The 21764-nt window shown below is 51.8% G+C and carries 26 protein-coding genes; 7 read left to right on the plus strand and 19 right to left on the minus strand.

The annotated features are described in order from the left end of the window. The first annotated feature begins 119 nt into the window (after positions 1–119). The 3 genes from AC5JPW_RS15380 to dgcQ all read left to right on the plus strand — a co-directional run bounded on the left by AC5JPW_RS15380 (position 120) and on the right by dgcQ (position 3103). Positions 120–1031 carry a DUF808 family protein gene (locus AC5JPW_RS15380; RefSeq protein ID WP_494241656.1) on the plus strand — a complete coding sequence of 304 codons (912 nt, stop codon included), beginning with the start codon at positions 120–122 and terminating at the stop codon, positions 1029–1031. A 78-nt stretch (positions 1032–1109) separates the two neighbouring features. Beyond that, entirely contained in the window at positions 1110–1292 is a 183-nt protein-coding gene (locus tag AC5JPW_RS15385) for a YodC family protein (RefSeq protein ID WP_494241658.1), read from the plus strand. A 95-nt stretch (positions 1293–1387) separates the two neighbouring features. Further along, entirely contained in the window at positions 1388–3103 is a 1716-nt protein-coding gene (gene dgcQ / locus AC5JPW_RS15390) for a cellulose biosynthesis regulator diguanylate cyclase DgcQ (RefSeq protein WP_494241660.1), read from the plus strand. Here dgcQ and AC5JPW_RS15395 read toward each other — a convergent pair. After that, positions 3058–3897, minus strand: a complete 840-nt coding sequence (locus AC5JPW_RS15395; protein ID WP_494241661.1) for a mannosyl-3-phosphoglycerate phosphatase-related protein — start codon at positions 3895–3897, stop codon at positions 3058–3060. The genes dgcQ and AC5JPW_RS15395 overlap by 46 nt on opposite strands. Positions 3898–4191: 294 nt before the next feature. Beyond that, complete coding sequence (gene yodD / locus AC5JPW_RS15400) at positions 4192–4422, minus strand: YodD family peroxide/acid resistance protein (protein WP_494241663.1); 231 nt, start codon at positions 4420–4422, stop codon at positions 4192–4194. Between the two features lie 128 nt (positions 4423–4550). Here yodD and dsrB point away from each other — a divergent pair, with 128 nt between their 5' ends. Further along, positions 4551–4739, plus strand: coding sequence for a protein DsrB (dsrB, locus tag AC5JPW_RS15405; RefSeq protein WP_494241665.1), 189 nt, complete (start codon positions 4551–4553; stop codon positions 4737–4739). Between the two features lie 38 nt (positions 4740–4777). Here dsrB and rcsA read toward each other — a convergent pair whose 3' ends face one another. The 14 genes from rcsA to fliF all read right to left on the minus strand — a co-directional run bounded on the left by rcsA (position 4778) and on the right by fliF (position 16369). After that, positions 4778–5401, minus strand: coding sequence for a transcriptional regulator RcsA (gene rcsA, locus AC5JPW_RS15410; protein WP_494241667.1), 624 nt, complete (start codon positions 5399–5401; stop codon positions 4778–4780). 273 nt (positions 5402–5674) lie between these two features. Continuing rightward, positions 5675–6469, minus strand: coding sequence for a flagellar biosynthetic protein FliR (gene fliR / locus AC5JPW_RS15415; RefSeq protein WP_494241669.1), 795 nt, complete (start codon positions 6467–6469; stop codon positions 5675–5677). A 6-nt stretch (positions 6470–6475) separates the two neighbouring features. Further along, positions 6476–6745, minus strand: coding sequence for a flagellar biosynthesis protein FliQ (gene fliQ / locus AC5JPW_RS15420; protein ID WP_494241671.1), 270 nt, complete (start codon positions 6743–6745; stop codon positions 6476–6478). Between the two features lie 9 nt (positions 6746–6754). After that, a complete protein-coding gene (fliP, locus tag AC5JPW_RS15425; RefSeq protein ID WP_494241673.1) occupies positions 6755–7492 on the minus strand; it encodes a flagellar type III secretion system pore protein FliP in 738 nt (245 codons plus the stop codon). Beyond that, complete coding sequence (gene fliO / locus AC5JPW_RS15430) at positions 7492–7866, minus strand: flagellar biosynthetic protein FliO (RefSeq protein ID WP_494241675.1); 375 nt, start codon at positions 7864–7866, stop codon at positions 7492–7494. The genes fliP and fliO overlap by 1 nt, the downstream gene beginning before the upstream one ends. A gap of 8 nt (positions 7867–7874) precedes the next feature. Then, the gene (fliN, locus tag AC5JPW_RS15435; protein WP_494241677.1) at positions 7875–8294 is read right to left on the minus strand and encodes a flagellar motor switch protein FliN; all 420 of its coding nucleotides are present in this window, start codon (positions 8292–8294) and stop codon (positions 7875–7877) included. Further along, positions 8291–9295 carry a flagellar motor switch protein FliM gene (gene fliM / locus AC5JPW_RS15440; protein WP_494241679.1) on the minus strand — a complete coding sequence of 335 codons (1005 nt, stop codon included), beginning with the start codon at positions 9293–9295 and terminating at the stop codon, positions 8291–8293. Before fliM ends, fliN begins: the two co-directional genes overlap by 4 nt. A 4-nt stretch (positions 9296–9299) precedes the next feature. Beyond that, complete coding sequence (fliL, locus tag AC5JPW_RS15445; RefSeq protein WP_494241680.1) at positions 9300–9776, minus strand: flagellar basal body-associated protein FliL; 477 nt, start codon at positions 9774–9776, stop codon at positions 9300–9302. A gap of 104 nt (positions 9777–9880) precedes the next feature. After that, positions 9881–11122 carry a flagellar hook length control protein FliK gene (gene fliK / locus AC5JPW_RS15450; RefSeq protein WP_494241682.1) on the minus strand — a complete coding sequence of 414 codons (1242 nt, stop codon included), beginning with the start codon at positions 11120–11122 and terminating at the stop codon, positions 9881–9883. After that, on the minus strand, positions 11119–11562 hold the full coding sequence (fliJ, locus tag AC5JPW_RS15455; protein WP_494241684.1) for a flagellar export protein FliJ: 444 nt from the start codon (positions 11560–11562) through the stop codon (positions 11119–11121). The genes fliK and fliJ overlap by 4 nt, the downstream gene beginning before the upstream one ends. Before the next feature lie 21 nt (positions 11563–11583). Continuing rightward, entirely contained in the window at positions 11584–12954 is a 1371-nt protein-coding gene (gene fliI / locus AC5JPW_RS15460; protein WP_494241685.1) for a flagellar protein export ATPase FliI, read from the minus strand. Then, entirely contained in the window at positions 12954–13664 is a 711-nt protein-coding gene (gene fliH, locus AC5JPW_RS15465) for a flagellar assembly protein FliH (protein WP_494241687.1), read from the minus strand. The genes fliI and fliH overlap by 1 nt, the downstream gene beginning before the upstream one ends. Beyond that, on the minus strand, positions 13657–14664 hold the full coding sequence (gene fliG, locus AC5JPW_RS15470) for a flagellar motor switch protein FliG (RefSeq protein ID WP_494241689.1): 1008 nt from the start codon (positions 14662–14664) through the stop codon (positions 13657–13659). The genes fliH and fliG overlap by 8 nt, the downstream gene beginning before the upstream one ends. Then, positions 14654–16369 (minus strand): flagellar basal-body MS-ring/collar protein FliF, encoded by a 1716-nt coding sequence (gene fliF, locus AC5JPW_RS15475; protein WP_494241691.1) that lies wholly within the window; start codon positions 16367–16369, stop codon positions 14654–14656. Before fliF ends, fliG begins: the two co-directional genes overlap by 11 nt. A 227-nt stretch (positions 16370–16596) precedes the next feature. On the opposite strand from fliF, the gene fliE reads away from it, so the two are divergent. Both fliE and AC5JPW_RS15485 read left to right on the plus strand, forming a co-directional pair. Next, positions 16597–16908: a flagellar hook-basal body complex protein FliE gene (gene fliE / locus AC5JPW_RS15480; RefSeq protein WP_437888725.1), complete on the plus strand. Its 312-nt coding sequence runs from the start codon at positions 16597–16599 to the stop codon at positions 16906–16908. A gap of 259 nt (positions 16909–17167) precedes the next feature. Beyond that, entirely contained in the window at positions 17168–18097 is a 930-nt protein-coding gene (locus AC5JPW_RS15485) for a diguanylate cyclase (RefSeq protein WP_494241693.1), read from the plus strand. 88 nt (positions 18098–18185) lie between these two features. Here the strand turns inward: AC5JPW_RS15485 and yedF are convergent, their stop codons facing one another. Then, a complete protein-coding gene (gene yedF, locus AC5JPW_RS15490; RefSeq protein WP_494241695.1) occupies positions 18186–18416 on the minus strand; it encodes a sulfurtransferase-like selenium metabolism protein YedF in 231 nt (76 codons plus the stop codon). Continuing rightward, positions 18413–19618: a selenium metabolism membrane protein YedE/FdhT gene (yedE, locus tag AC5JPW_RS15495; RefSeq protein ID WP_494241697.1), complete on the minus strand. Its 1206-nt coding sequence runs from the start codon at positions 19616–19618 to the stop codon at positions 18413–18415. The genes yedF and yedE overlap by 4 nt, the downstream gene beginning before the upstream one ends. A gap of 202 nt (positions 19619–19820) precedes the next feature. Between yedE and yedD the strand changes: the two genes are divergently transcribed. Next, a complete protein-coding gene (yedD, locus tag AC5JPW_RS15500; protein ID WP_494242371.1) occupies positions 19821–20234 on the plus strand; it encodes a lipoprotein YedD in 414 nt (137 codons plus the stop codon). 42 nt (positions 20235–20276) lie between these two features. On the opposite strand, the gene amyA is transcribed toward yedD, so the two are convergent. Then, on the minus strand, positions 20277–21761 hold the full coding sequence (gene amyA, locus AC5JPW_RS15505; RefSeq protein WP_494241699.1) for an alpha-amylase: 1485 nt from the start codon (positions 21759–21761) through the stop codon (positions 20277–20279). Between the last annotated feature and the right edge of the window lie 3 nt (positions 21762–21764).

The following is a 21764-nucleotide window of genomic DNA, read 5'->3' on the forward strand; positions in this document are numbered from 1 at the left end:
AATTGTGTTTTAACTGTTGAATTTATGTTGCTATTGCTCCGGTAATTTTCGTCACCGGTTTTTTACATCATACTGTTAGAGTTTGATGATAATTAAGACTTTCAATAAGGAAGGATATTTTGGCAGGAAGTAGCTTACTAACGCTTCTGGATGACATCGCAACATTATTAGATGACATCTCAGTGATGGGTAAACTGGCGGCAAAAAAAACCGCAGGTGTGCTGGGCGATGATTTATCCCTGAATGCACAGCAGGTCACGGGCGTTCGCGCAAACCGGGAATTGCCGGTGGTCTGGGGCGTGGCCAAAGGCTCGTTACTCAATAAAGTGATTCTGGTTCCACTGGCATTGCTGATCAGTGCTTTTATTCCGTGGGCGGTGACGCCGCTTCTGATGGTCGGTGGGGCATTTTTATGTTTTGAAGGGCTGGAGAAGGTGCTGCACACCCTCCATGCGCGCAAACATCCTGAGAGCGCAGAAGTGCGTCAGCAACGGCTGGAAACTTTGGCATCTCAGGATCCGAAAGCTTTCGAGCGCGATAAAGTCAAAGGCGCAATCCGCACCGATTTTATTCTCTCGGCTGAGATTGTCGCTATTACCCTGGGAATTGTCGCCGAGGCGCCTTTGCTTAATCAGGTACTAATCCTGTCGGGCATTGCGTTGTTGGTAACGGTGGGTGTCTATGGACTGGTTGGCGTCATCGTTAAGCTCGACGATATGGGCTACTGGTTGGTTGAAAAAACCTCCTCACTTGCTCAGGTAGTAGGGAAGGGATTGCTGATTGTCGCTCCGTGGTTAATGAAAGTGCTCTCCGTGGTGGGGACGTTGGCCATGTTCCTGGTGGGCGGTGGCATTGTGGCTCATGGTATCGCGCCGTTGCACCATGCCATTGAGAATGTCGCCGTGGGTGAGTCGTTGATATTGCAGTCCATCCTTCCCATGCTGGCCAATCTGGTGGTCGGTGTAGTGGTTGGTGCCATTGCGCTGTTGGCGGTCAAGGGCGTCTCGCGACTGCGTGGCGCGAAATCATAAAAACTGCGCCCACCGTTATGCAAAGCTCGCCAACTTCGTCTAAGGTGAAATCGTTTCACCCTGATACCGGAGGCAATAATGGTCTTTTTGGTCAGCGATGAAGTTAAAGCGAAAAACGGTGGCCCGTGCATGATTGTAACGGGTTATGCCAGTGGCATGGTGGAGTGCCGTTGGTATGACGGTTATGGCGTTAAGCGTGAAGCTTTCCGGGAAGAAGAGTTAATCCCCGGTAATCGGATTCATGCTTGCGAAGAGGCATAGCCATTTAAGCGCCCGGCACGCCCGGGCGTTTTTTATTTCTTCTTACACCCCGTAGGGCTACGTGGTGTGACATTTCGTTTATTCAGGGAGTCTCCGTGCGACAGGAAAACGTCGTAAAAAGCCCATTGCGGCTGGAAAATGTAAAGAAATGGTTTGATCCCAGTGGGGTAGTCAACCTGTGTTTTGTCATTGTGATGGTCTGCTCAACCCTGTTGACCTGGCGCGAAGTAGTGGTCCTACAGGAGGCCTACATTGCCAGCCAGCGCAATGCTCTGGATAACGTTAGCAATATTCTGGACAGGCAACTGCAGGTGGGCATTGACCGCTTAGTCTTTTTCCGCAACGGAATGCAAGGGGCATTGCAAACCCCGCTCGCTTTTGAAGTGATGCGCAACGTGCAGGGCAAATTTGAACGCCAGCGTATGCTGCCTTACTGGCAGATAGAACTGGATAACCGCCGCACGCTCCCGCTGTATGGTGTTTCCGATTATTTTGTCGAGCAGAGCACACTACTCAGCCGGGAAAATGAACTGTTGCACAATGAGCTCACCGCTGCCCTTGAACTGGGCTATCTGTTCCGTCTGGCTTCTACTGCTGTCATGCGCCCCCGCCAGGCATGGTATGTATCCCGCGCTGGCTTCTACGTTTCCACTAACCCGGTAGAATATCAGCACAATATTGTCGGTGATTACTATCAGCTCCTTACCCGCTCGTGGTTTAGCCAGCAACGCGAACGAGATAACAAACTGCGAGGTGTGCGCTGGTTTACCGATCAGGCGCATAAACCCGGTGACAACGATGCTGTTGTTACTGCCAGTGTGCCGCTGGATTATCAGAATTACTGGTATGGCGTCCTGGCCATGAATTTTTCCATCTCCTCGTTGCGCCAGATTTTAGTGGAAGCGCGTCAAACAGAGAAAGATGGGGAGTACCAACTCTATGATGGTCAATGGTCATTACTGGCCAGTACGATGCCGGGTGACCAGAGCCGCCTGCATTCCTTTAGCAAGGAACAACGTCATGCGTTGAATCAGGCGATGAGTAGTGAGATGACAGGCTGGATGCGGATTGGAACCCGCTTTGTGAGTTGGGAGAAACTTAAACATTTTGATGGCGTGATGCTGCGTATCCACACCTTGCGCGAAGGCCTGCTGGGGGATTTTGGCACAATCAGTATCGCACTGGCGCTCCTCTGGTTGCTGTTTACCGGCATGCTGCTGATTGCATGGGGCGTTATCCGTAAAATGGTCAGCAACATGTATCGGCTACAGCATACGTTGCAGTGGCAGGCCTGGTACGACCCGTTGACCCGATTGTCTAATCGTGGAGCTCTGTTTGAGCGTGCGAAAACGTTATCTGCCGAATGTGCAGCACAGCAGCGGCCTTTCTCTGTTATCCAGATAGACCTCGACCATTTTAAGCGCATCAACGATCAGCATGGTCACCAGGCGGGGGATTTAGTGTTGTCGCACGCAGCCCGTCTCATTGGCAACTCGATACGCGACCCGGACATCGCCGGGCGAGTCGGAGGGGAAGAGTTTTGCGTTTTGCTGCCTGGCAGTACGCTTGAGGATGCCGCACACGTTGCCGAACGCATTCGTGTCCGCATCAGCAGTAAAGAGATTTTGGTGCAGAAGACACAAACTATCCGCATCAGTGCCTCATTAGGAGTGAGCAGTGCGCTGGAAACGGATAACTATGATTTCCAGTATTTGCAGTCCGTTGCCGATAGCCGTCTCTACCTGGCAAAGCGTTCTGGTCGCAATCAGGTGCGGTCAACGGATGAGGACTCTCCTGAGCCGAGCATATAGTCCAGACCTTCACGCCAGCCTGCAGCACCCTCGAGCGTGGTATGAAAAACACGCTCCGGGGTGTCATCACGTAACCGAATACCTTGCCGGTTCAGCCCCTTAACGACAACAGCATAATCGACATTGTCGAGTAATGGAGCATCATTAGGACCATCGCCCAGCCCAACCGTCAGGAAGGACTTTCCATCGTGATGGTGATACTGACGAGTGAGCCAGTTGACGGCCTGATCTTTGCCACCACGTTCATCCAGCACATGCCAGAATCGAGCGCCCTGAACAAAACTCAGACCAAGGTCAGCGAGTTGGCTATTAAACGCATCCATTTGCGCGTCACTGTCACGCCAGATTAATGTTTCCGACGCTTCCTGCAGCCGGGCAAGCGCGGCTTGTGCCGGAGGAAGACCGGTCACTTCAGCCAGAATGCTCTCATCCAGTTCGCTAAACGCCGTGAATTTGAACCCGTAGCGACTGCGCAATTGCTGAAGCACTTTAGCGATTTCGCTATGCGAGGATCCCTGGATGATGCGTGGAAAGTGGGTGTTATCTTTCCAGTGCGCGTCGAGCTGAATAACGGCACCGTTCTCGGCGATAAAAGGCTGGCCCTGCAAGCCGAGCATTCGCTGTATAGCAATCATTTCTGCCGCTGTTTTGCTGCTGCACAGGATAAGCGGAATGGCATGTTGACGCAGACGGGCAAGCCAGGAGGCCGCAGCTTCCCAGTCACCAGTATGGCTGTCGATAAGTGTGCCATCGACATCAGAGAAGACCAGCAACGAGTCGTCAAGTGTGGGCATAAGTAGCTCCTTTACCGACAGGGGGGTAAGACTAATCTCAATTTTCGGCTGCGGGTCCTGGTGAGACACCGCGACGCGTCTTGCCGGAAAGGCCGCCAGCAGCGAGTTTCCGTAATTATGTATCTGAAAAATATTTCAAAATCGAACTATTTGGTACCTAAATATATTCTTGTCATGCAAAATGTTTGCAGATAAAGTTCGGTCTACATCAGATTCCCTGATGTAACGAATTTTTAAGTGCTTCTTGCGAAAGCAAGCTTTATCCCGGTCACCCCATGACCGGGATTTTTTCTTTCAGCGATTCACCTCTGTCACGCTGAAATCATGGACATCCAGTTCAAACGCTTCTGCCAGTTCCCGCCAGGTGTGGTATTCACGTCCATCAACGCTTACCCGTTGGCCTTCGCTGTCTTCCACGCGCTGGATATTGCTTTCACTTATCTCGTTTATTGCAGCCAGCAGGGCGTCCACATCAACATTGACGTCGCGTTTTGCAGTATCGCTGTACTCTTTGGCTGTTTTCATCACTCATACCTCATTGGCCGAACCAGCACTAAGTATAGTCGGTAGAAAAAATAGCCAGCTAAACGTCGGGACGCTGCCAGTTGTTGAGAATTGTTCTACACTGGCACAAATGCGACAGGAGGATAGGTATGAAGGTTAATGAGCGGGTCACGGTCAAAACGGACGGTGGTCCACGCCGCCCGGGAGTGGTGCTGGCAATAGAAGAGTTCAGTGAAGGTACGATGTACCTTGTTTCGCTTGATGATTACCCGCTCGGTATCTGGTTCTTTAATGAAAAAGATAGCCCGGACGGGATTTTTGTTGAAAGGGAAGAATGATTTTATCGCCCTCCTGTCAAGGAGGGTGCTTTAGTCCTTTAACGCATATTCACGAAAATACCACTGGTTACATTGTCCGTCAGACGAACAACATGATAGATCACTTGCTTATTATGCGTTTTAATTTTCCTTTTAATATTCCCCTTATGTGATGATACCGTTTTTGCTTTAATATTCATTTGATCAGATATCTGAATCGTGTCCTGACCTGACATCCACATTTTAAGCATGCTCGATTCGGTGCGGCTCAGTGATAACGTGGGCAAATTAGCAAGGCCGATGTTCTTTTTCTCTTTACCAAGATAATCAGCTAAAAAAACGTCAAGTGATTCAGGTTTGATTGATTTAGAACTGATCAATAAATTTTTTCTGACTAACAAATATTCATCAAAATGGATATTCGCTATCGCCATAAAAACAATAAATAAAGTTCGGGGATGTTGATTAATGATTTGCTTAATGTGTTGACTGCTAACGGGGTCGTGAATAAAGCAGTCCTCATTAATAAACACCACCGTAGGCTGTAGCGCTGTACAAACTGATTCGAGTTCCCCGACAGTAGTTACGTCGTTGATTTCTCGTTTTTTAACCCCCCGACTCGCCAGATAACCCGTTAGTCCCAGGCGGGTATAACTGCATAAATCCATGATAATCGTTGACATGGCATACCCTCACTCAATGCGTAACGATAATTCACCCTCGCCAGAGGTCCCTGAACCACCAGACAAATAAGCAATAACAATGAGCAGGATGTAGACCTCAGGCGAAACCACTATCCCGTAAAGTTACGTATAATTTGCCAGGAATCATCTTAAAGTAAAGTAAATCTTATGTTATGTGAGAGTGATAAAAACAATTAAACCGCGCTGGGTATATCGTGGAGGGTATTAGCTCAAATTAATTTTAGGAATATCCTTAAAAAAACCATTCAAAAATTATGGAATGTTATTTCGTGGTAACTCGCTGACAATATCTGCTAAGAGATTGAATATTTCACCAAATAAACGTTCAGCAAAGGGGGCAATGAGTGGCATCATTGCTGTCATTAACAGCATTCCGACTGTTAATGTAATGGGAAACCCGATGACAAATACGGACAACTGCGGCGCCATACGATTTAATAAGCCCAGTGCAAGGTTCGCCGTCAGCAGCAAGGTAATGACAGGTAGCGCCAGCATCAATCCATTCAGGAATATCATCCCTGCCGCACGCGTCAATGCCATATATGCATTACTGTTTACCGGATCGCCCCCAATGGGCAAAGTATGGAATGTGTCCACCAGAATAGAGATCAACCACAGGTGACCATTAAATGACATGAACAGGAGCAGAACCAGCACGTCGACCAGACGCGCCAGCACCGGCATGTTGAGGTGGTTTGTGGGATCAACAAACGTGGCGAATGAAAGCCCCATCTGCAAACCAATCAGTTCACCTGCGGTACGAATGGCAGCAAAGGCAAACTGCATGGTAAACCCCAGCGCAATACCAATCAGTATCTGCTGCAAGGCCAGCCACAGCGCGCTGGCTGAAAAAATGGTGGTGTCATTGACGGGCAGTGTAGGTGCGACGATAAAGGTTATCATCAGTCCAAGGCCGACTTTAACGCGCCGGGGAATGCTCCGCTCGCTGAGAATAGGCGCTGTCATAATCAGCGCCATAATGCGAATAAATGGCCAGAAGTACATGCTCAACCATGCAAGCCACTGATCGCTGGAGACCTGCAACATAGTGGGCTATCCGATGATGTAGGGCAGGTTGGTGAACAGCGTACGCATATAGTCCAGCAACAGATTAAGCATCCACGGTCCGGCAATAATAATCGCCACAAATACCGCGATAATTTTGGGGATGAAAGACAGTGTCATCTCGTTAATTTGGGTAGCGGCCTGAAGAATACTGATAATCAGACCGGTAACCAACGCAACCAGCAGGAGTGGGGCAGCAAGCGCGAGAGCCACTTTCATTGCTTCAGTGCCCATCATCATGACTGATTCAGGTGTCATCTCTCACTCCTAGCTGTAAAAGCTCTGTGCCAGTGAACCGACAAGCAATTGCCACCCATCTACCAGCACAAACAGCATGAGCTTGAAGGGGAGGGCAATGGTGGCAGGGGGCACCATCATCATACCCAGTGCCATCAGAACACTGGCGATCACCAGGTCGATAATCAGGAACGGGATGAAGATCGTAAAGCCTATCTGGAAAGCGGTTTTCAATTCGCTGGTGACGTAAGCCGGTAACAAAATACGCATTGGTACGGCTTCCGGTCCCTGAATCGGTGGACTGTTTGCCAGACGCGCAAACAGCGCAAGATCGGCTTCACGGGTCTGACGCATCATGAATTCACGCAGCGGTTGCGCACCGCGTTCCAGCGCCACATCGACCGAAATTTTACTCTCGGTGAACGGCTGGTAAGCATCGGTATAAATTTTATCGATGACCGGCGACATAATAAAAAAGGTCAGAAACAGCGCCAGACCCAGTAGCACCTGGTTGGGCGGTGCTGACGGTGTACCCAACGCATTTCGCAGCAATCCAAAGACAATGATGATACGGGTGAAGCTGGTCATCATCAGCAAAATGGCCGGTAAGAAGGTCAGAGAGGTGATAAAGACCAATGTCTGGACCGGTAAAGACCAGGTTTGGCCACCACCAGGCAGCGGCTGACTAACCAGGCCCGGGAGTTGGGCGAATGCGGCAGGGGCAACCAGCCATAATCCGGCCAGCGCAAGAGGTAACAAACGGCGCATCAGGATCTCCCGGAACGCTTGAGCAAATTCTTCATGACGGACTGGAAGTCCGGGGTCTTCTCGTTAACGACGTCGTTGTCGACAGGCGCAGGAGGTAATTTATGCAGCAGATTGATATTTGTGGGTGTGATGCCGAGAACCAGACGCGCATCCTCAACGTCGACAATCACCACCCGCTCACGCGGGCCGACAGAGGTGCTGGCAGTGACTTTCAGTCCACGCGCCCCGGCATTTTTACCTGCAAACCCTGTTCGCTTTGCAACCCATGCCGCAGCGAGGATCAGTGCGATGATCAGAGCAAGTGCGCCACTGATTTGCAGCAGTGGCGAACCGGGGATGGCGGACGGTTGGCTTACCGTGGCCTGCGTTTTCATATCAGAACTTAACGGCTCAGACGGCGCATACGTTCGGTTGGGGTGATGATGTCGGTGATACGCACGCCATATTTGTCGGCGACAACCACAACTTCACCCTGCGCGATAAGATAACCGTTAATCAAAATATCCAGCGGCTCGCCAGCCAGACCGTCAAGGGCTACGACGGAGCCCTGGGTCAGACGCAGCAGCTCTTTAATGGTCATACGGGTGCGGCCCAGTTCAACCGTCAGTTTTACCGGGATATCCATGATCAAATCGATATCCTGCAGGCTACCACTGACATCGCCACCACCGAGTTGCTGGAAAACGGCATCTACCGGGCTTTTATTGCCGCCAGTGGTGGTTTTTTGTTCGTTTAACGCGTCAGCCCACAGATCGTCCATTGCACTGCCGTTGTCATCGGACGGATTGTTCATATCACTCATTTGGGCTGTTCCTCATTCAGCGAATTCAAAATCGGGTTTATCAAGTGCTCGACACGCAGGGCGTACTGACCATTAAGCGTGCCATACTGGCTGGTGAGTACAGGCACTCCGTCCACATGCGCGATGATGCGATCGGGTTTGTCGATCGGCAAGACGTCGCCGGGCTTGAGTTTAAGTATCTGCGACAGTCGCAGTGAAATATCAGCGAAGTTAGCAATCAGTTCCAGTTCGGAGTGCTGTACCTGACGCACAAGATTATCTCGCCAGTTCTGATCTTCAGAACGGGAGTTCTCCAGCGGTGGGTTAACTAACACTTCACGCAATGGCTCTATCATGCTGAACGGCAAGCAAATATTGAATTCACCGGTCAGGTTACCAATTTCCACGTGGAACGGCGTATTCACAACAATATCGTTCGGAGACGTCGTGATATTGGTGAACTTAACCTGCATCTCTGAACGGACATATTCCACGTCCAGAGGGTGAATCGCTTTCCATGCATCACTGTAGCCTTCCAGCGCCAGTTTAAGCATGCGGTTAATGACACGCTGTTCAGTATGCGTGAACTCACGGCCTTCAACCTTGGTGGGAAAACGCCCGTCGCCACCAAACAGGTTGTCCACGGCGATAAACACCAGGCTCGGGGAGAAGACAAACAGTCCCGTACCGCGCAGGGGTTTCAGGTGGATCAAGTTCAGGTTGGTTGGAACGGGTAAATTTCGTGCAAATTCGTGGTACGGCTGAATGCGAATGGCACCGACGGTAATATCCGGGCTACGACGCAACAGGTTAAACAGCCCCATACGGAACTGACGCGCGAAACGTTCGTTGATGATCTCCAGCGCCTGCAGACGCTCACGGACTACGCGACGCTGGGTATTGGGATCGTAGGGGCGAATGTCTGTATCGCCACCTGCACCCGGTTTTGGATCATCACTCTTATCGCTGTCTCCATTGAGCAGCGCATCGATTTCGGCCTGAGAAAGAATGCTATCGCCCATGTCTTTACCGCAAAATGAAAGCTGTATAAAGAACGTCAGTGACTTCCTGCTTCGGTTGTCCCGCCACTAACGGTGATGCGAGCGCTTCTTTAATCGCGGCTGCAAGTTTTTGTTTCCCATCATCAGTCGCAAGCTGTGTGGCGTCCTGGCGGGAGAACAGCAGCAGTAAACGGCTACGAACTTCCGGCAGATACTCACTCAGTCTGGCACGCGTCAGGTCATCTTTCAGACGTAACGTGATACCGATGTACAACACACGATCGGCATCGCCCAGATTGACCGTAAAAGTATCCAGAGCGAAAAAGACCGGTGCTGGCGGCGGAGGTGGCGCTTCGGCTTCCGCTTTAGCATCCGTGGCCGGATGCACCTGCATACGCCAGTAGCTATAGCCAGCTGTGGCACATGCAGCGAGGGTGATTAACACCAAGAGCGGGATCCAGATTGAACGCTTACGTTTTTTGGTTATAGCGGTGTCAGTCATCTGATACGTGCTTCCTGTTAGGTACTGCTAATAGGCTGATTATCCCGTGTCCTGCCCGCGTCAAAGCGCGGAAAAGACGGGGATAATCATGCTACCTCTGGCGTTTAGGCAAAGATATCAACCGCGCCGTTGCCGCGAGCGAGTGATTGCAGGCTTGCTGGTGTAATCACGGCCTCTTCATCTTCGGCGGCAAAACGCTCACCGCTACCGGTACGGGATGACTGCTGCTGCCCGGAAAACGATTGTTGTTGCCCGGCAAAACTTTCGCTGCTGATATTGCTTTGACCCAGTTGAATGCCACTTTCAGCCAGTGAAGTACGCAGGGTAGGTAACGCAGCTTCCAGCGCCTGACGAACATGGCTGTGCGGGGATACCATTTGCAGCTGTGCCATATTGTTATCGTCAATTTTCAGCGAGATTTGAACTTGTCCCAAATCTTCCGGATGCAAGCGAAGCTCAGCGGTCTGCTGACCCTGACGGGTAAACAGGGTCACGTGCTGACTCAGCGTTTGCTGCCACTCATTACTGCCAAGCGGTGCACTTAACACAGCAGCAGAAACCGGTGCGCTGGCCTGAGCTGAAGCCCCATGGCTTACCACAGGAGCGATGCTTGCCGTGGTGTTCACCGTGGCATTGGCATTATCCACCTCTTTTTTCGTCACCAGTGCCGCGGCACTCTGGAAAGCATCATCGCTGGTGGTGACGGCAGGCTGTGGCAGCGTACTATCGGTTTTCGCGCTGGTATGCAGTGTTGACGTGGTCTCACTGTTTTTGCCTGTGAACGGCGTTGCCGCGCCGAGAGTTCGGCTGGCGGCGGTGGTAACATCAACCTGTTGCTCGCTGGTCTGTACCTTCGGCGTCAGTTGCGCCACCTGCTGGTGAGGTAACATCGCCATCAATGCGCTGAGACTGGACAGCTCCTCATCGCTCAAATCTGTTTTGCTGTCATCACTGGTTTTGGTGCCTTTCGTCAATGCTGCCAGCACATCGCTTTTTGCCGTTGGCGTCAGTCCGGATAAAAGATTCTGGACCTGAGTTGTTTCATCAGCGGTCAAGGTTGTGGCGTCAGTGGTTTGGCGTGCAAGCAGGTCGGCCAGTTTTTGTGCCGGCGTTTGGGTGGTGTCAGCCGTGAGCGAGAGCAAATTCTTTGCAGACTTCCCACCTGTTGCTTGCAGAGCCGTCAAAGGAAGGGCGGCATCAGCGTCTTCGCCGACGGGCGTATTACCACCCAACGCACTGGCGAGCAGAGCAAGGAAATCTTGCGCAGAATCGGTCCCCGCCTTGCCTGTTTGTACACCGGCGGTGGTATCCACGTCTGTTGTAAGCAATTTCTGCAGGCTGATCATTCAAATTTCCTCTGTGATGCGCGCTGTGCAAATTCATCCATTTTCTTTTGATCCATCCGGTTTTCGGCCTGGACCAGGGCGGCGGTTTGTCTGTCCTGCAACGTTTGCCACGCCTGCAAACGTTGCTTTTTCTCTCGCCAGCAATCTAATGCAATGTCCACTTTTTGGGACCACTGCGTCAACTGCTGACGGTGTTGTTCAATCGCTTTTTCCAGCGTCAGAATGAATTGCTGGTAGTTTTGCCAACGCTGGGCATCAATCCCCTGACTCATGTCGCTGTTCAGGTTATTGCGATACTCATGCTGATAATCCATCAGCATCTTGAGTTGTTCTTCCGCTTGCTGACAGCCGCGGCGCATTTCGCCAAGCTTCAGGGCCGCGTCGTCGACTTCTTTCTCTGCCAATTCCTTTAGCGTCGTTAACGCACTATTTTGCGCCATGATCGTCGCTCTCCAACTGCATTAGACTGTCGGGAAGATGAGCTCAAGTGCCTGCATCGAATCTTCCCATCCTGCACGTTCGAACATACCTTGCTGCAAAAACGCTTCCAGTTGTGGCCACAATGCAATGGCTTTATCCAGCATCGGGTCGCTGCCTCGGGCATAAGCACCCACGCTGACCAAATCACGGTTACGCTGGAAGCTCGACAACAACTGCTTGAAATTTCTGACTCTTGCGTAATGTTTTTCCGTAATCAGCGCGGTCATGGCGCGGCTGATAGACGCTTCGATGTCAATGGCCGGATAGTGACCGGCTTCCGCAAGACGGCGGGACAACACGATGTGCCCATCAAGGATGGCTCGGGCTGAGTCGGCAATGGGATCCTGTTGGTCATCGCCTTCGGTCAGGACTGTATAAAAGGCGGTAACAGATCCACCACCGCTCACACCGTTACCTGCACGCTCCACCAGCGCCGGTAATTTGGCGAAGACAGAAGGGGGATAACCTTTGGTCGCTGGCGGTTCACCGATGGCGAGCGCAATTTCGCGCTGAGCCATGGCATAACGCGTCAGGGAATCCATAATCAGCAGTACATGCTGACCGCGGTCGCGAAAATCTTCCGCGATGCGCGTGGCGTAGGCAGCGCCCTGCATACGCAATAAAGGAGATACATCCGCCGGTGCGGCAATCACGACCGAACGTGCACGGCCTTCGGTACCAAGGATGTTCTCGATAAAATCTTTCACTTCACGGCCACGTTCGCCAATCAGACCGACGACAATGACATCGGCTTCGGTATAACGTGCCATCATACCCAACAGCACACTCTTACCCACGCCAGAACCGGCAAACAGACCCATACGCTGACCACGACCGACGGTCAGTAAGGCGTTGATAGAGCGTACGCCCGTATCCAGTACATGTTCGATGGCGGTACGCTGCAATGGGTTAACGGGCTGGGTGATGAGCGCACCCGTTTCACTGGTATCAGGGGAGGGCAAACCATCGAGAGGTTTGCCGGCTCCGTCCAGCACACGGCCGAGTAGAGAAGGGCCCAGCGGTAACTGTTTGCCGCTGTGCATGCCGTCGGCTGCAGCGCTACGGGCATAAACGCGAGCGCCAGGTAAAATGCCTTCCACTTCTTCCAGTGGCATCAGGAACAGACGTTGACCATTAAAACCGACCACTTCACTTTCAACTTCGCTCGTCTCTCCGCCGTCATGGCGTTCGATGATGCAGGTCGCACCTAATGGCAACTGCAGGCCGGTTGCTTCCAGAACCAGTCCGGTCGCACGGGTCAGGCGGCCATAACGACGAACGGACGGCAGTTGGGCCATCCGGGCTTCGAAGGTATCAAGCGTGTTCAGCCAACGGTTCAAACGTGTGGTCATTACACCACTCCTGGTGCCGCCAGGCGGCAGAGTTCTTGCCAGCGTGTTGCGACGCTGGCATCAAGATCGCCTTCATCCGCAGAGACTTTACAGCCGCCGGGGTGAAGGGTCGGGTCACCGCGCAAACGCCAGCCGTGCAGGCTGAGCGTCGCGCCGAGCATCTCTTCTACGCGTTGCAAATCATCAGGATGCACGCGCAGTTGCGGTTTGCCGCTAAATAAAGGCTCCTGCTGAAGCAGAAGCTGAATTTGTTTGATCAGTGCCGTGTTATCGACACAAGGCGTCTGACCGATGACCTGCCGTGCGGCTTCGAGCGCCATTTGCATCAGGCGGGAGGCAATGACGCTATCGAGCGCGTCTAATGTGTACTGAAACTCGCTCACCAACTGCTGCATGCGAGCATGCAGAGGGGCTTGCTGCTGACGGGCCTGTTCAAGGCCATTTGCGTGCCCTTGTTCCAGACCTTCCTGATAGCCTTGTTCCTGACCTTTCAGACGCCCTTCAGCCAGACCCGCGTTATAACCGGCTTCATGTGCCTGCATTTGGATCTGTGCCAGTTGCTGCTGGCGTTTTTGTTCGGCAGACAGCTCGTCTTCAACGTTCTCTTCTTCCGGCTCTTCATTGTTGTCGAGGAAGGCCGGTGCAAAAGCAGGCACGGGGATAGCAAGGTCCTCAGGCTTCCAGACCTTCCACGGCAATTCATTAGACATAGGTATCCTCGCCGCTGCCAATTACCATCTCGCCGGTTTCCGCCAGACGACGGACAATGAGCAGGATTGCTTTCTGCTCGTTCTCCACCTGAGACAGTCGTACCGGGCCACGGTTGGCCAGGTCGTCGCGCAGAATATCTGCTGCACGCTGCGACATGTTGCGCAGGAATTTGTCGCGCAATGGTGGCTCGGAACCTTTCAGTGCAACCAGCAGGGATTCGGAATCCACTTCCTGGAGCAGGCGCTGGATGCTGCGGTCGTCCACTTCCACGAGATTTTCGAACAGGAACATCTCGTCGATGATTTTTTGCGCCAGCTCGCCATCGAATTCGCGCACTGCGGTAATAACCGCTTCTTCCTGCTGCGTTTTCATCAGGTTGATAATCTCTGCCGCTGTCCTCACGCCGCCCATTTTGCTGCGTTTGAGGTTCTGACCGTCGAGCAGGTTGTTCAACACTTCGGTCAGTTCTGCCAATGCCGCTGGCTGTACGCCGCCGAAGGTGGCGATACGCAGCATAACGTCATGGCGCAGACGCTCGTCAAACAGGGCAAGAATATCGGCAGCTTGACCACGTTTGAGGTGGACAAGGATGGTGGCGATAATCTGTGGGTGCTCGTCGCGAATAACGTCGGCGGCACTCTGTGGCTCCATAAAGTTGAGCGTTTCGATCCCACTGGTGGTATCGCGGGTTTCGAGAATATCTTCCAGCAGGCTGGCAGCACGCTCTTCCCCCAACGCCTTGACCAGAACGGTGCGAAGGTAGTCGTTGGCGTTAATGTTGAGCGCGGCAAACTGTTCAGCTTCGTTCTCAAACTCTTGCAGCACATCCATCAATTGCTTGTTGGAAATTTGCTTCACGCTGGCCATCGCAGTACTGAGATGCTGGACTTCGCGTTGGGAGAGGTGTTTGAACACCTCTGCTGCGCGATCTTCGCCAATGGTCATCAGCAGGATGACGCTTTTATCCGTCCCGGTCAGGGTGCCTGTATTATTGCTCATGTTCGGTACTCATCCACTGGCGAATGACCAGCGCCACGACGCGCGGATCGTTATCAGACATCTCACGGATGCGCTGGCTCATGACTTCAGCCGTCATGCGCTGATTACTGCGACGCTGCTGGAGTTGCTCATCTTTGCTGAGGCGAACCTCAACCGACTCTTCGATTTCAGCACGAGCACGTTGCTCTTCCTGAATCGCTTTCGCTTCTTCCTGACGGCGTACCAGTTGCGGACGTATCGCTTTGCGCCACAACAGCCAGGCAACGATAAGGACCAGCAGCCAGCGACCAGCGGCCAGCAGTTGATCGATAAACGACTGCTGCTGCCAGAACGGAAGTTGACCACCAACATCGTCTGTCGCATTGAATGGTGAGTTCACCACGTTCAGCGTATCGCCGCGTTTTTCGGTGTAACCCATGGCTTCGCGGGTTAAGTCTTCAATCTGTTTAATCTGGTCAGCGGTCAGTGCTTCTGTTTTACCGTCAGGCAGGGTGCGGTAGTTCACCACTACGGCAACGGACAGGCGCTGAATATCGCCCACATTCATCTTGGTATGACGAATGGTGCGATCCACTTCGTAGTTCGCCGTTTCATTGTGTGTTGTATTGCGCGGCACAGCAGAGTTAGCGGTAGACGCAGTCTGCTGCTGTTGACCATTCGCATTTTGTTGCCCGTTCTGCTGACCGTTTTGTTGCTGATTCTGATTAGCAGGAGGGGTACTGATCGGCGCACTGTTTGCGGGAGCCGGTTGGTTAGAAAGTGCACCCGGAACACCGCCAGGATACTGACCACCAATCTGCTCACTTTCATTGGTCTGACGAGAACGCAGAACGGCTTTAGAGGCATCGCTGTTTGGCTGATACTGCTCTTCTGTCTGTTCTTTATTGTCGAAATCAATTTGTGCCGTAACCTGCGCGTGCACATTCCCGTTGCCCACAATAGGACCGAGGATGGCTTCGATACGACGCTGAACACGACCTTCAACATCCGCAGCGTATTTAAGTTGTGCGTCATTCAGGTCACGACCGGCCGTGTTCGACTGCGTCAGCAGACGTCCTGACTGATCGACCACAGTGACGTTACCCGGTGGCAGGCCTGCGACGGCACTTGAGACCAGGTGAACAACAGCACTGATTTGACCTTCATCCATTGCACGACCCGGCGCAAGATTGACCGTGACGGAGGCAGAAGGGGATTTTTGCTCGCGGACAAACAGTGATGGTTTTGGCATCGCGAGATGAACACGCGCACCTTTAACCGGACCGAGTGTTTCGATAGTGCGGGCCAGTTCACCTTCCAGCGCACGCTGGTAGTTCACCTGCTCGCTGAACTGACTGATACCGAACTTTTCCTGGTCGAGCAATTCGAAACCAACCGCACCGCCTTTCGGCAGACCTTGCTGGGCAAGACGCAAGCGCAGCTCATGCACTTTGTCGGCAGGAACCTCAAGCGCGCCGCCGTTGTCAGCGAAGCGGTAAGGGATATTCATTTGGGTTAGCTGTGTGACAATAGCTCCGCCATCCTGATCGGACAGGTTGCTGTACAGCGTGCGGTAATCAGGGCTTTTTGCCCATAGCACCATCGCAACGACGATGGCAACGGCTGCAGCTCCCGCAACCATTAATGGGATTTTGGGGTTCGCACGTAAGCGGTTGATCCACTCCAGAGATTTATTCTGTGGCGCAGTCGCTGAAGTCGCACTCATTGTGCACCTCGTAACTCAGGGTGGATGTTGTTATTTGAGTAATGCAGCAAAACAGACTCCCGGGTCGGCAAACTCGACATTTATCCATTAACATGGCTGTGCCATTATTTGATGATTCGGAATTTTCTATGCCTCAAATAACCTGGTTTTTTATCGTTATTTACCGCCATTATCGCATTGACAAACTGGTAGTCTTGTCCGGGTATCAAACCATCCGGGGAAAATCCATGGCAATACAGGGTATTGAAAGCGTTGTCAGCCAGCTGCAAGCAACGGCAGGAATCGCTAAAAATCAAAGCGTTGACAGCGTTCAGACGGTCAGTTTTGCCGGTCAATTGCACGCAGCGCTGGACAGAATCAGTGATACGCAGAACGCAGCGCGTACTCAGGCAGAAAAATTCACACTTGGTGAGCCTGGCGTTGCATTAAATGACGTGATGACCGATCTGCAAAAATCGTCCATTTCTCTGCAGATGGGTATCCAGGTGCGCAATAAGTTGGTCTCTGCGTATCAGGAAGTGATGAACATGCAGGTGTAGTTGCAGACGTTGTGCTTTGGCGGAGAGCTTCTGCTAAAGCGCAACGACATGATATTCGGAACTGAATGTGGCTTTGCACTTCAGTTCCGTTTTTACGTTCTTCTCCGTTATCCATCTCCACGCGCTTGATTGATTCCCCTCGCATTCCGCTTTGAAAACCACATTTTCACGCATTGTGTGCCTTGACAATACTTAAACATCACTTTGGTTTTATTTACAAAAATATATTCACGTCTTGTTATTATCGTCACTGGAAATTATGGAGGATACATTGACGATGAATAGGGAATACAGAAACATTGACGCCACTTTATTGGGGCTAAATAAATCTTCGGATGCACATTTTAAATGGCTGGTGAATATCCTTTATTTTGTGGCTAATGAGCATGAAAAATGCCAGGAGATTACCCATCATAGCGCACATGAATTCTGCGAATTTGGTTCGTGGTTAAATCAGAAACTTAGTGAGGAGAGAGATGACAGAAGTTATCTTCTTGACATAAATAATGGACATAAAGAGATACATCAGGCCTGTCGTGAATTAATCAGCGCACTGCATCGTGGCGATAAATCTACAATATATTTTGATGCCTTTGCCTTAGTGCTTCTGGAGTTTAATCAATCGCTGGCAACCTATAAGACGCATTTGCTGCAACGTCGCACAAGCTACGATGCGCTAACCGGACTGCCGTTACGGCGTGTACTTGACGAATCATTTGATAGTACCGTTGCCAGATTTAACAAAAGTGGTCTCTATCTTTTATTACTTGATATCGATCATTTCAAAAAGATAAATGACAACTATGGCCATTTAATTGGTGATGACGTTCTGCGTGATTTCTCCCGTCAATTAGATGCTGCAACACGAAAATCGGAACCTGTTTATCGTTATGGGGGTGAAGAGTTTATTATTTTACTGCATGCGTGCAGCGATCGTGCCGCGTCTTTAATAGCAGAAAGAATTCGCACCAGGGTTGCCGCTACGGATATTCATGCTGCTGAACATGTCATTAATATTACCTTTTCTGCAGGATTGACCCGGGTCGATGAAAATGAAACATTACATGAAGTTCTGGAGCGGGCAGATCGTGCATTGTATAACGGTAAACAGACCGGACGTAACAGGTGCGTTTATGTTGACAGACATTTAAATATGCACCGAATTATCGACGCAGTTATGGCGCATTGAGTTCGCTTTCCCGCGCCTGAGTGTTTTATAAAAAGCCACCGGCACTGGCGGTGGCTTGCGAGTTGAAATGTCCGTGTGAGCATGAAGACTAGCGCTGGATCAAATAGCGTATCGTTGGGCCATCCTGCTGGATGTCCAGCACCGTGTAGCCATGGTTACGGGCATCGACCGGAATGTTATTGATGGATTGTGGACAGTCGCTGACCACTTCCAGAATTTCACCTTTTTTGAGTTGGGGCAGCGCTTCCAGCGTTGCGACAGCCGGGTATGGGCAGGGCTCACCAGTCATGTCCAGGCGGTAATCGGGAACGATGTTCATGCGGTCTCCTTAACGGCACCCGGCGTTGCACGCCGAAAGAAATGTTTTTCCCAGCTTATAACCAGTAATAGTGCGACGATCAGCATGGCATAAGTGACCAGCAAGCCGCCAGGCGGGCCGAAGGATTGCAGTAAATTGATTTTATCCCAGTTAGTGGCCAGCACCGGAGACAGACCATCCCAGTAATACGCCAGCAGCGTAGATCCTATGACGTTACCTAAGCCTACCCACCAGAAGTGTACTTGACCTTCAACCGCGCGGTACATCCAGCCAGTTTCGCAGCCGCCTGCGAGCACAATGCCGAAACCGAACAGCAGGCCGCCCAGCACGGCATTCGGACCAGCCCACATGATTTTGGCTTCCACACCCAACTGGATATAGCTGAAAATACCTATCGCGCTGGCCGCCATGCCAAAGATAATGGCTTTTGCCATCACCGTGCGACCGGTGATCCACATATCGCGGAAGGCGGAGGTAAAACAGATCTGCGCCCGTTCAATCAACAAGCCAAACCCCACGCCAAACAGCATGGCCAGTCCCAGCTTTGGCTGATGCATTGCGGTGAGTCCCCCCCAGCCCAGCATGCCTGCAAAAATGAGCATACCCAGACGGAAGCGTCGGCGTGCCTGGTCAGCATTTTGTGTTAGTGGGGAGGCGGCAGAGACTTTTTGCATTTTGACGGGAATGCGGAAGAACGGCAGCAGCGTGAAGCGAGCGCCAAACCATGAGCCGATCGCAGTGGCAATGGCAAAAAACCAGGCGTGAAGCGAAAACTGAGGAATCCCGGTAAAGAAAGCGGCGAGGTTGCACCCCATTGTCAGGCGCGCACCAAACCCGGCAATAATGCCACCGGCGATAGCCTGCGCAATACGTTTTCGGCTATGTGGGAAGCGCAGTTTCACGTTGTTAGCCCAGAGCGCCGCTGCAAAACAACCGCCAAACATGCCAATGATCATCATCCCGTCGATTCGCGTCAGCGGCGTGCCCTCAAGATGAATCAGTTTGAAGTAGCCCCACTCCTCAGTGTGCACCCCGCCCAGTTGCAGAAGCTGACCGCCCCAACGGGTAAATTCCCCGGTAACAGCCCAGAAGGTACCGGTAATGCCAAAATAATAGGTTGAGAGAATACCAGCGGCAATCACTGCCGGGATGGGCGACCAGAATTTAATCAGAAAGGTCTGCTTAAAGTGTTGCCAGGACATAACGGTGGCCTCTGAACTCAGAAGGATCTATTTATGCAGTCTATAGACCGCGTGAGGAGGGGGATAATACATGTACTCCGCGATACTAACCCCGGTACACATCAAAGAATCAATGGGAAGAAGGGGATTGGCTGGCATGAAAGACTGGTGACAACATCTATTTGATGCCACACTCTTTGGGTTTCTGGAGGCAGGAAAAATGATGAAAAAACGATGGGTTATTGGTGCATTGCTGGTGTTAAGTGGCTGTGCGCAGGTTGAAGATTACGAAGCGGTTATTAAACATCCGGCGCCTGCCGGGCTGGCGGGATACTGGCAGTCTGAAGGGCCTCAGAGTGAGCTGGTCAGCCCGGAGGCGATTGCCAGTTTAATTGTGACGCCAGAAGGGGATACCCTGGATTGTCGACAGTGGCAGCGGGTGATTGCTGTTCCAGGCAAATTGTCACAGCGTGGGGATGAGCTGCGTAACATTACTCAGCAGCAAGACAACTATCGCATCGCGCGCGAGGGGAACCGGCTTGAATATGCAGGTATGACGTTCAAACGTGTTGAAAAACCTACGGCAGAATGTGCCGATGCGTTGACGAAGAAAACAGCGGTAGGGTTAAAACCCTAAGGGTGTGCGCTGAGTGGTAACTGCCACTCAGCGCAGTTTGTTTTATGCGTCGACGATAACCCACACGCTCACGCTGCCGCCCTGGCAGGTAAATGTCCCTTCTCCCTGTTCGTTAGTGGTTACCGTTTCCTCGCGGTTACCCAGAAAATCACGCCATGTTTTCTGCCCGTAGTTATCCCCCAGATGCAGCGTTTTCTCACCGTCATCACCATTGGACATCACCACGACACACCCCGGATCGTCCTCAGTGCCGCTACGGCTAAAGGCGATACAGTTGGGATGATCAAACCACAGGGTCTGCACGCCATGCGCAAACTGCTGGCGGGCAAGAATCAGCTGGTCGAGCTTATCAATAATGGGCATATCAATGTGGTAGGTCTCGCCATCTCCGCCTGTATCGTCATAGCTGGCACCGAACAGATCCGGGTAGAATACCGACGGTACGCCGTTTTCTCGTAGCAGAATCAGTGCATAGGCCAGCGGTTTAAACCAGGATTCCACCGGCGCTTCGAGAGCCTGTAAAGGCTGGGTATCATGGTTGGCGACCAGCGTGACGGCATGAAAAGGATCGGCCTCAACCAATGTACCGGAGAAAATCTGACGCATGTCGTACTCACGGCCTTGCAGTGAGGCTTCGTGAAACTTCATGTGTAGCGGGGCATCGAACAGCATCGTGTTGCCATCCACTTGATCAATATACTGTTGCAGTTTGTCGACCTCATGGGACCAATATTCCGCCACGATGAATAGCGGCTTCGGGGCCACTTCCTGCACATGGCTGATCCACTCTTTGTAGAACCAGGCGGGAATATGTTTAACGGCGTCCAGACGGAATCCGTCGCAGTGGGTCTGCTCCATCATCCAGCGAGCCCAGTACTTGATCTCTTCGGTGACAGCGTGATTGCGAAAATCGATGTTTTCACCCATCAGATAATCGAAGTTGCCCATCTCATCATCGACCTGATCGTTCCAGCCCTCGCCGGTATAATCATTGACGATTTTAAACACGCCATCTTCGTGCGGATTTTCAATATGGTCTATACCGCTAAAGCATTTGAAGTCCCAGATAAAACGTGAATATTGCCCCTGACGGGCAGGGAAGGTGTAGCGTGTCCAGCCCTCACATTCGATGACCTCAGCATCTATCTGAGTGCGATCCTGCTCATTGACTCGGTTAACCCGAATGGCCTCTTTTTCATCAGCACCCATTTTATGGTTGACCACCACATCCATCAGGACGGCGATATCATTGGCATGTAACGCTTCAATGGCGGCGAGAAGTTGGTTCTTATCACCATATTTTGTTGCCACCGATCCCTTTTGATCGAATTCGCCAAGATCGAAAAGGTCATAGCTGTCGTAACCCACCGAGTAACCGCCGGATGCGCCTTTACAGGCTGGGGGCAGCCACACCATGTTGATGCCGAGTGCGTTTAAGTTCGCGGCACGTTCGAGAATTTCCGGCCACAGCTTTCCGCCGTCCGGGTAGTACCAGTGAAAGGCTTGCAATAAGGTGGGATTTTTCATCTT

This window comes from Phytobacter sp., from assembly GCF_059074235.1.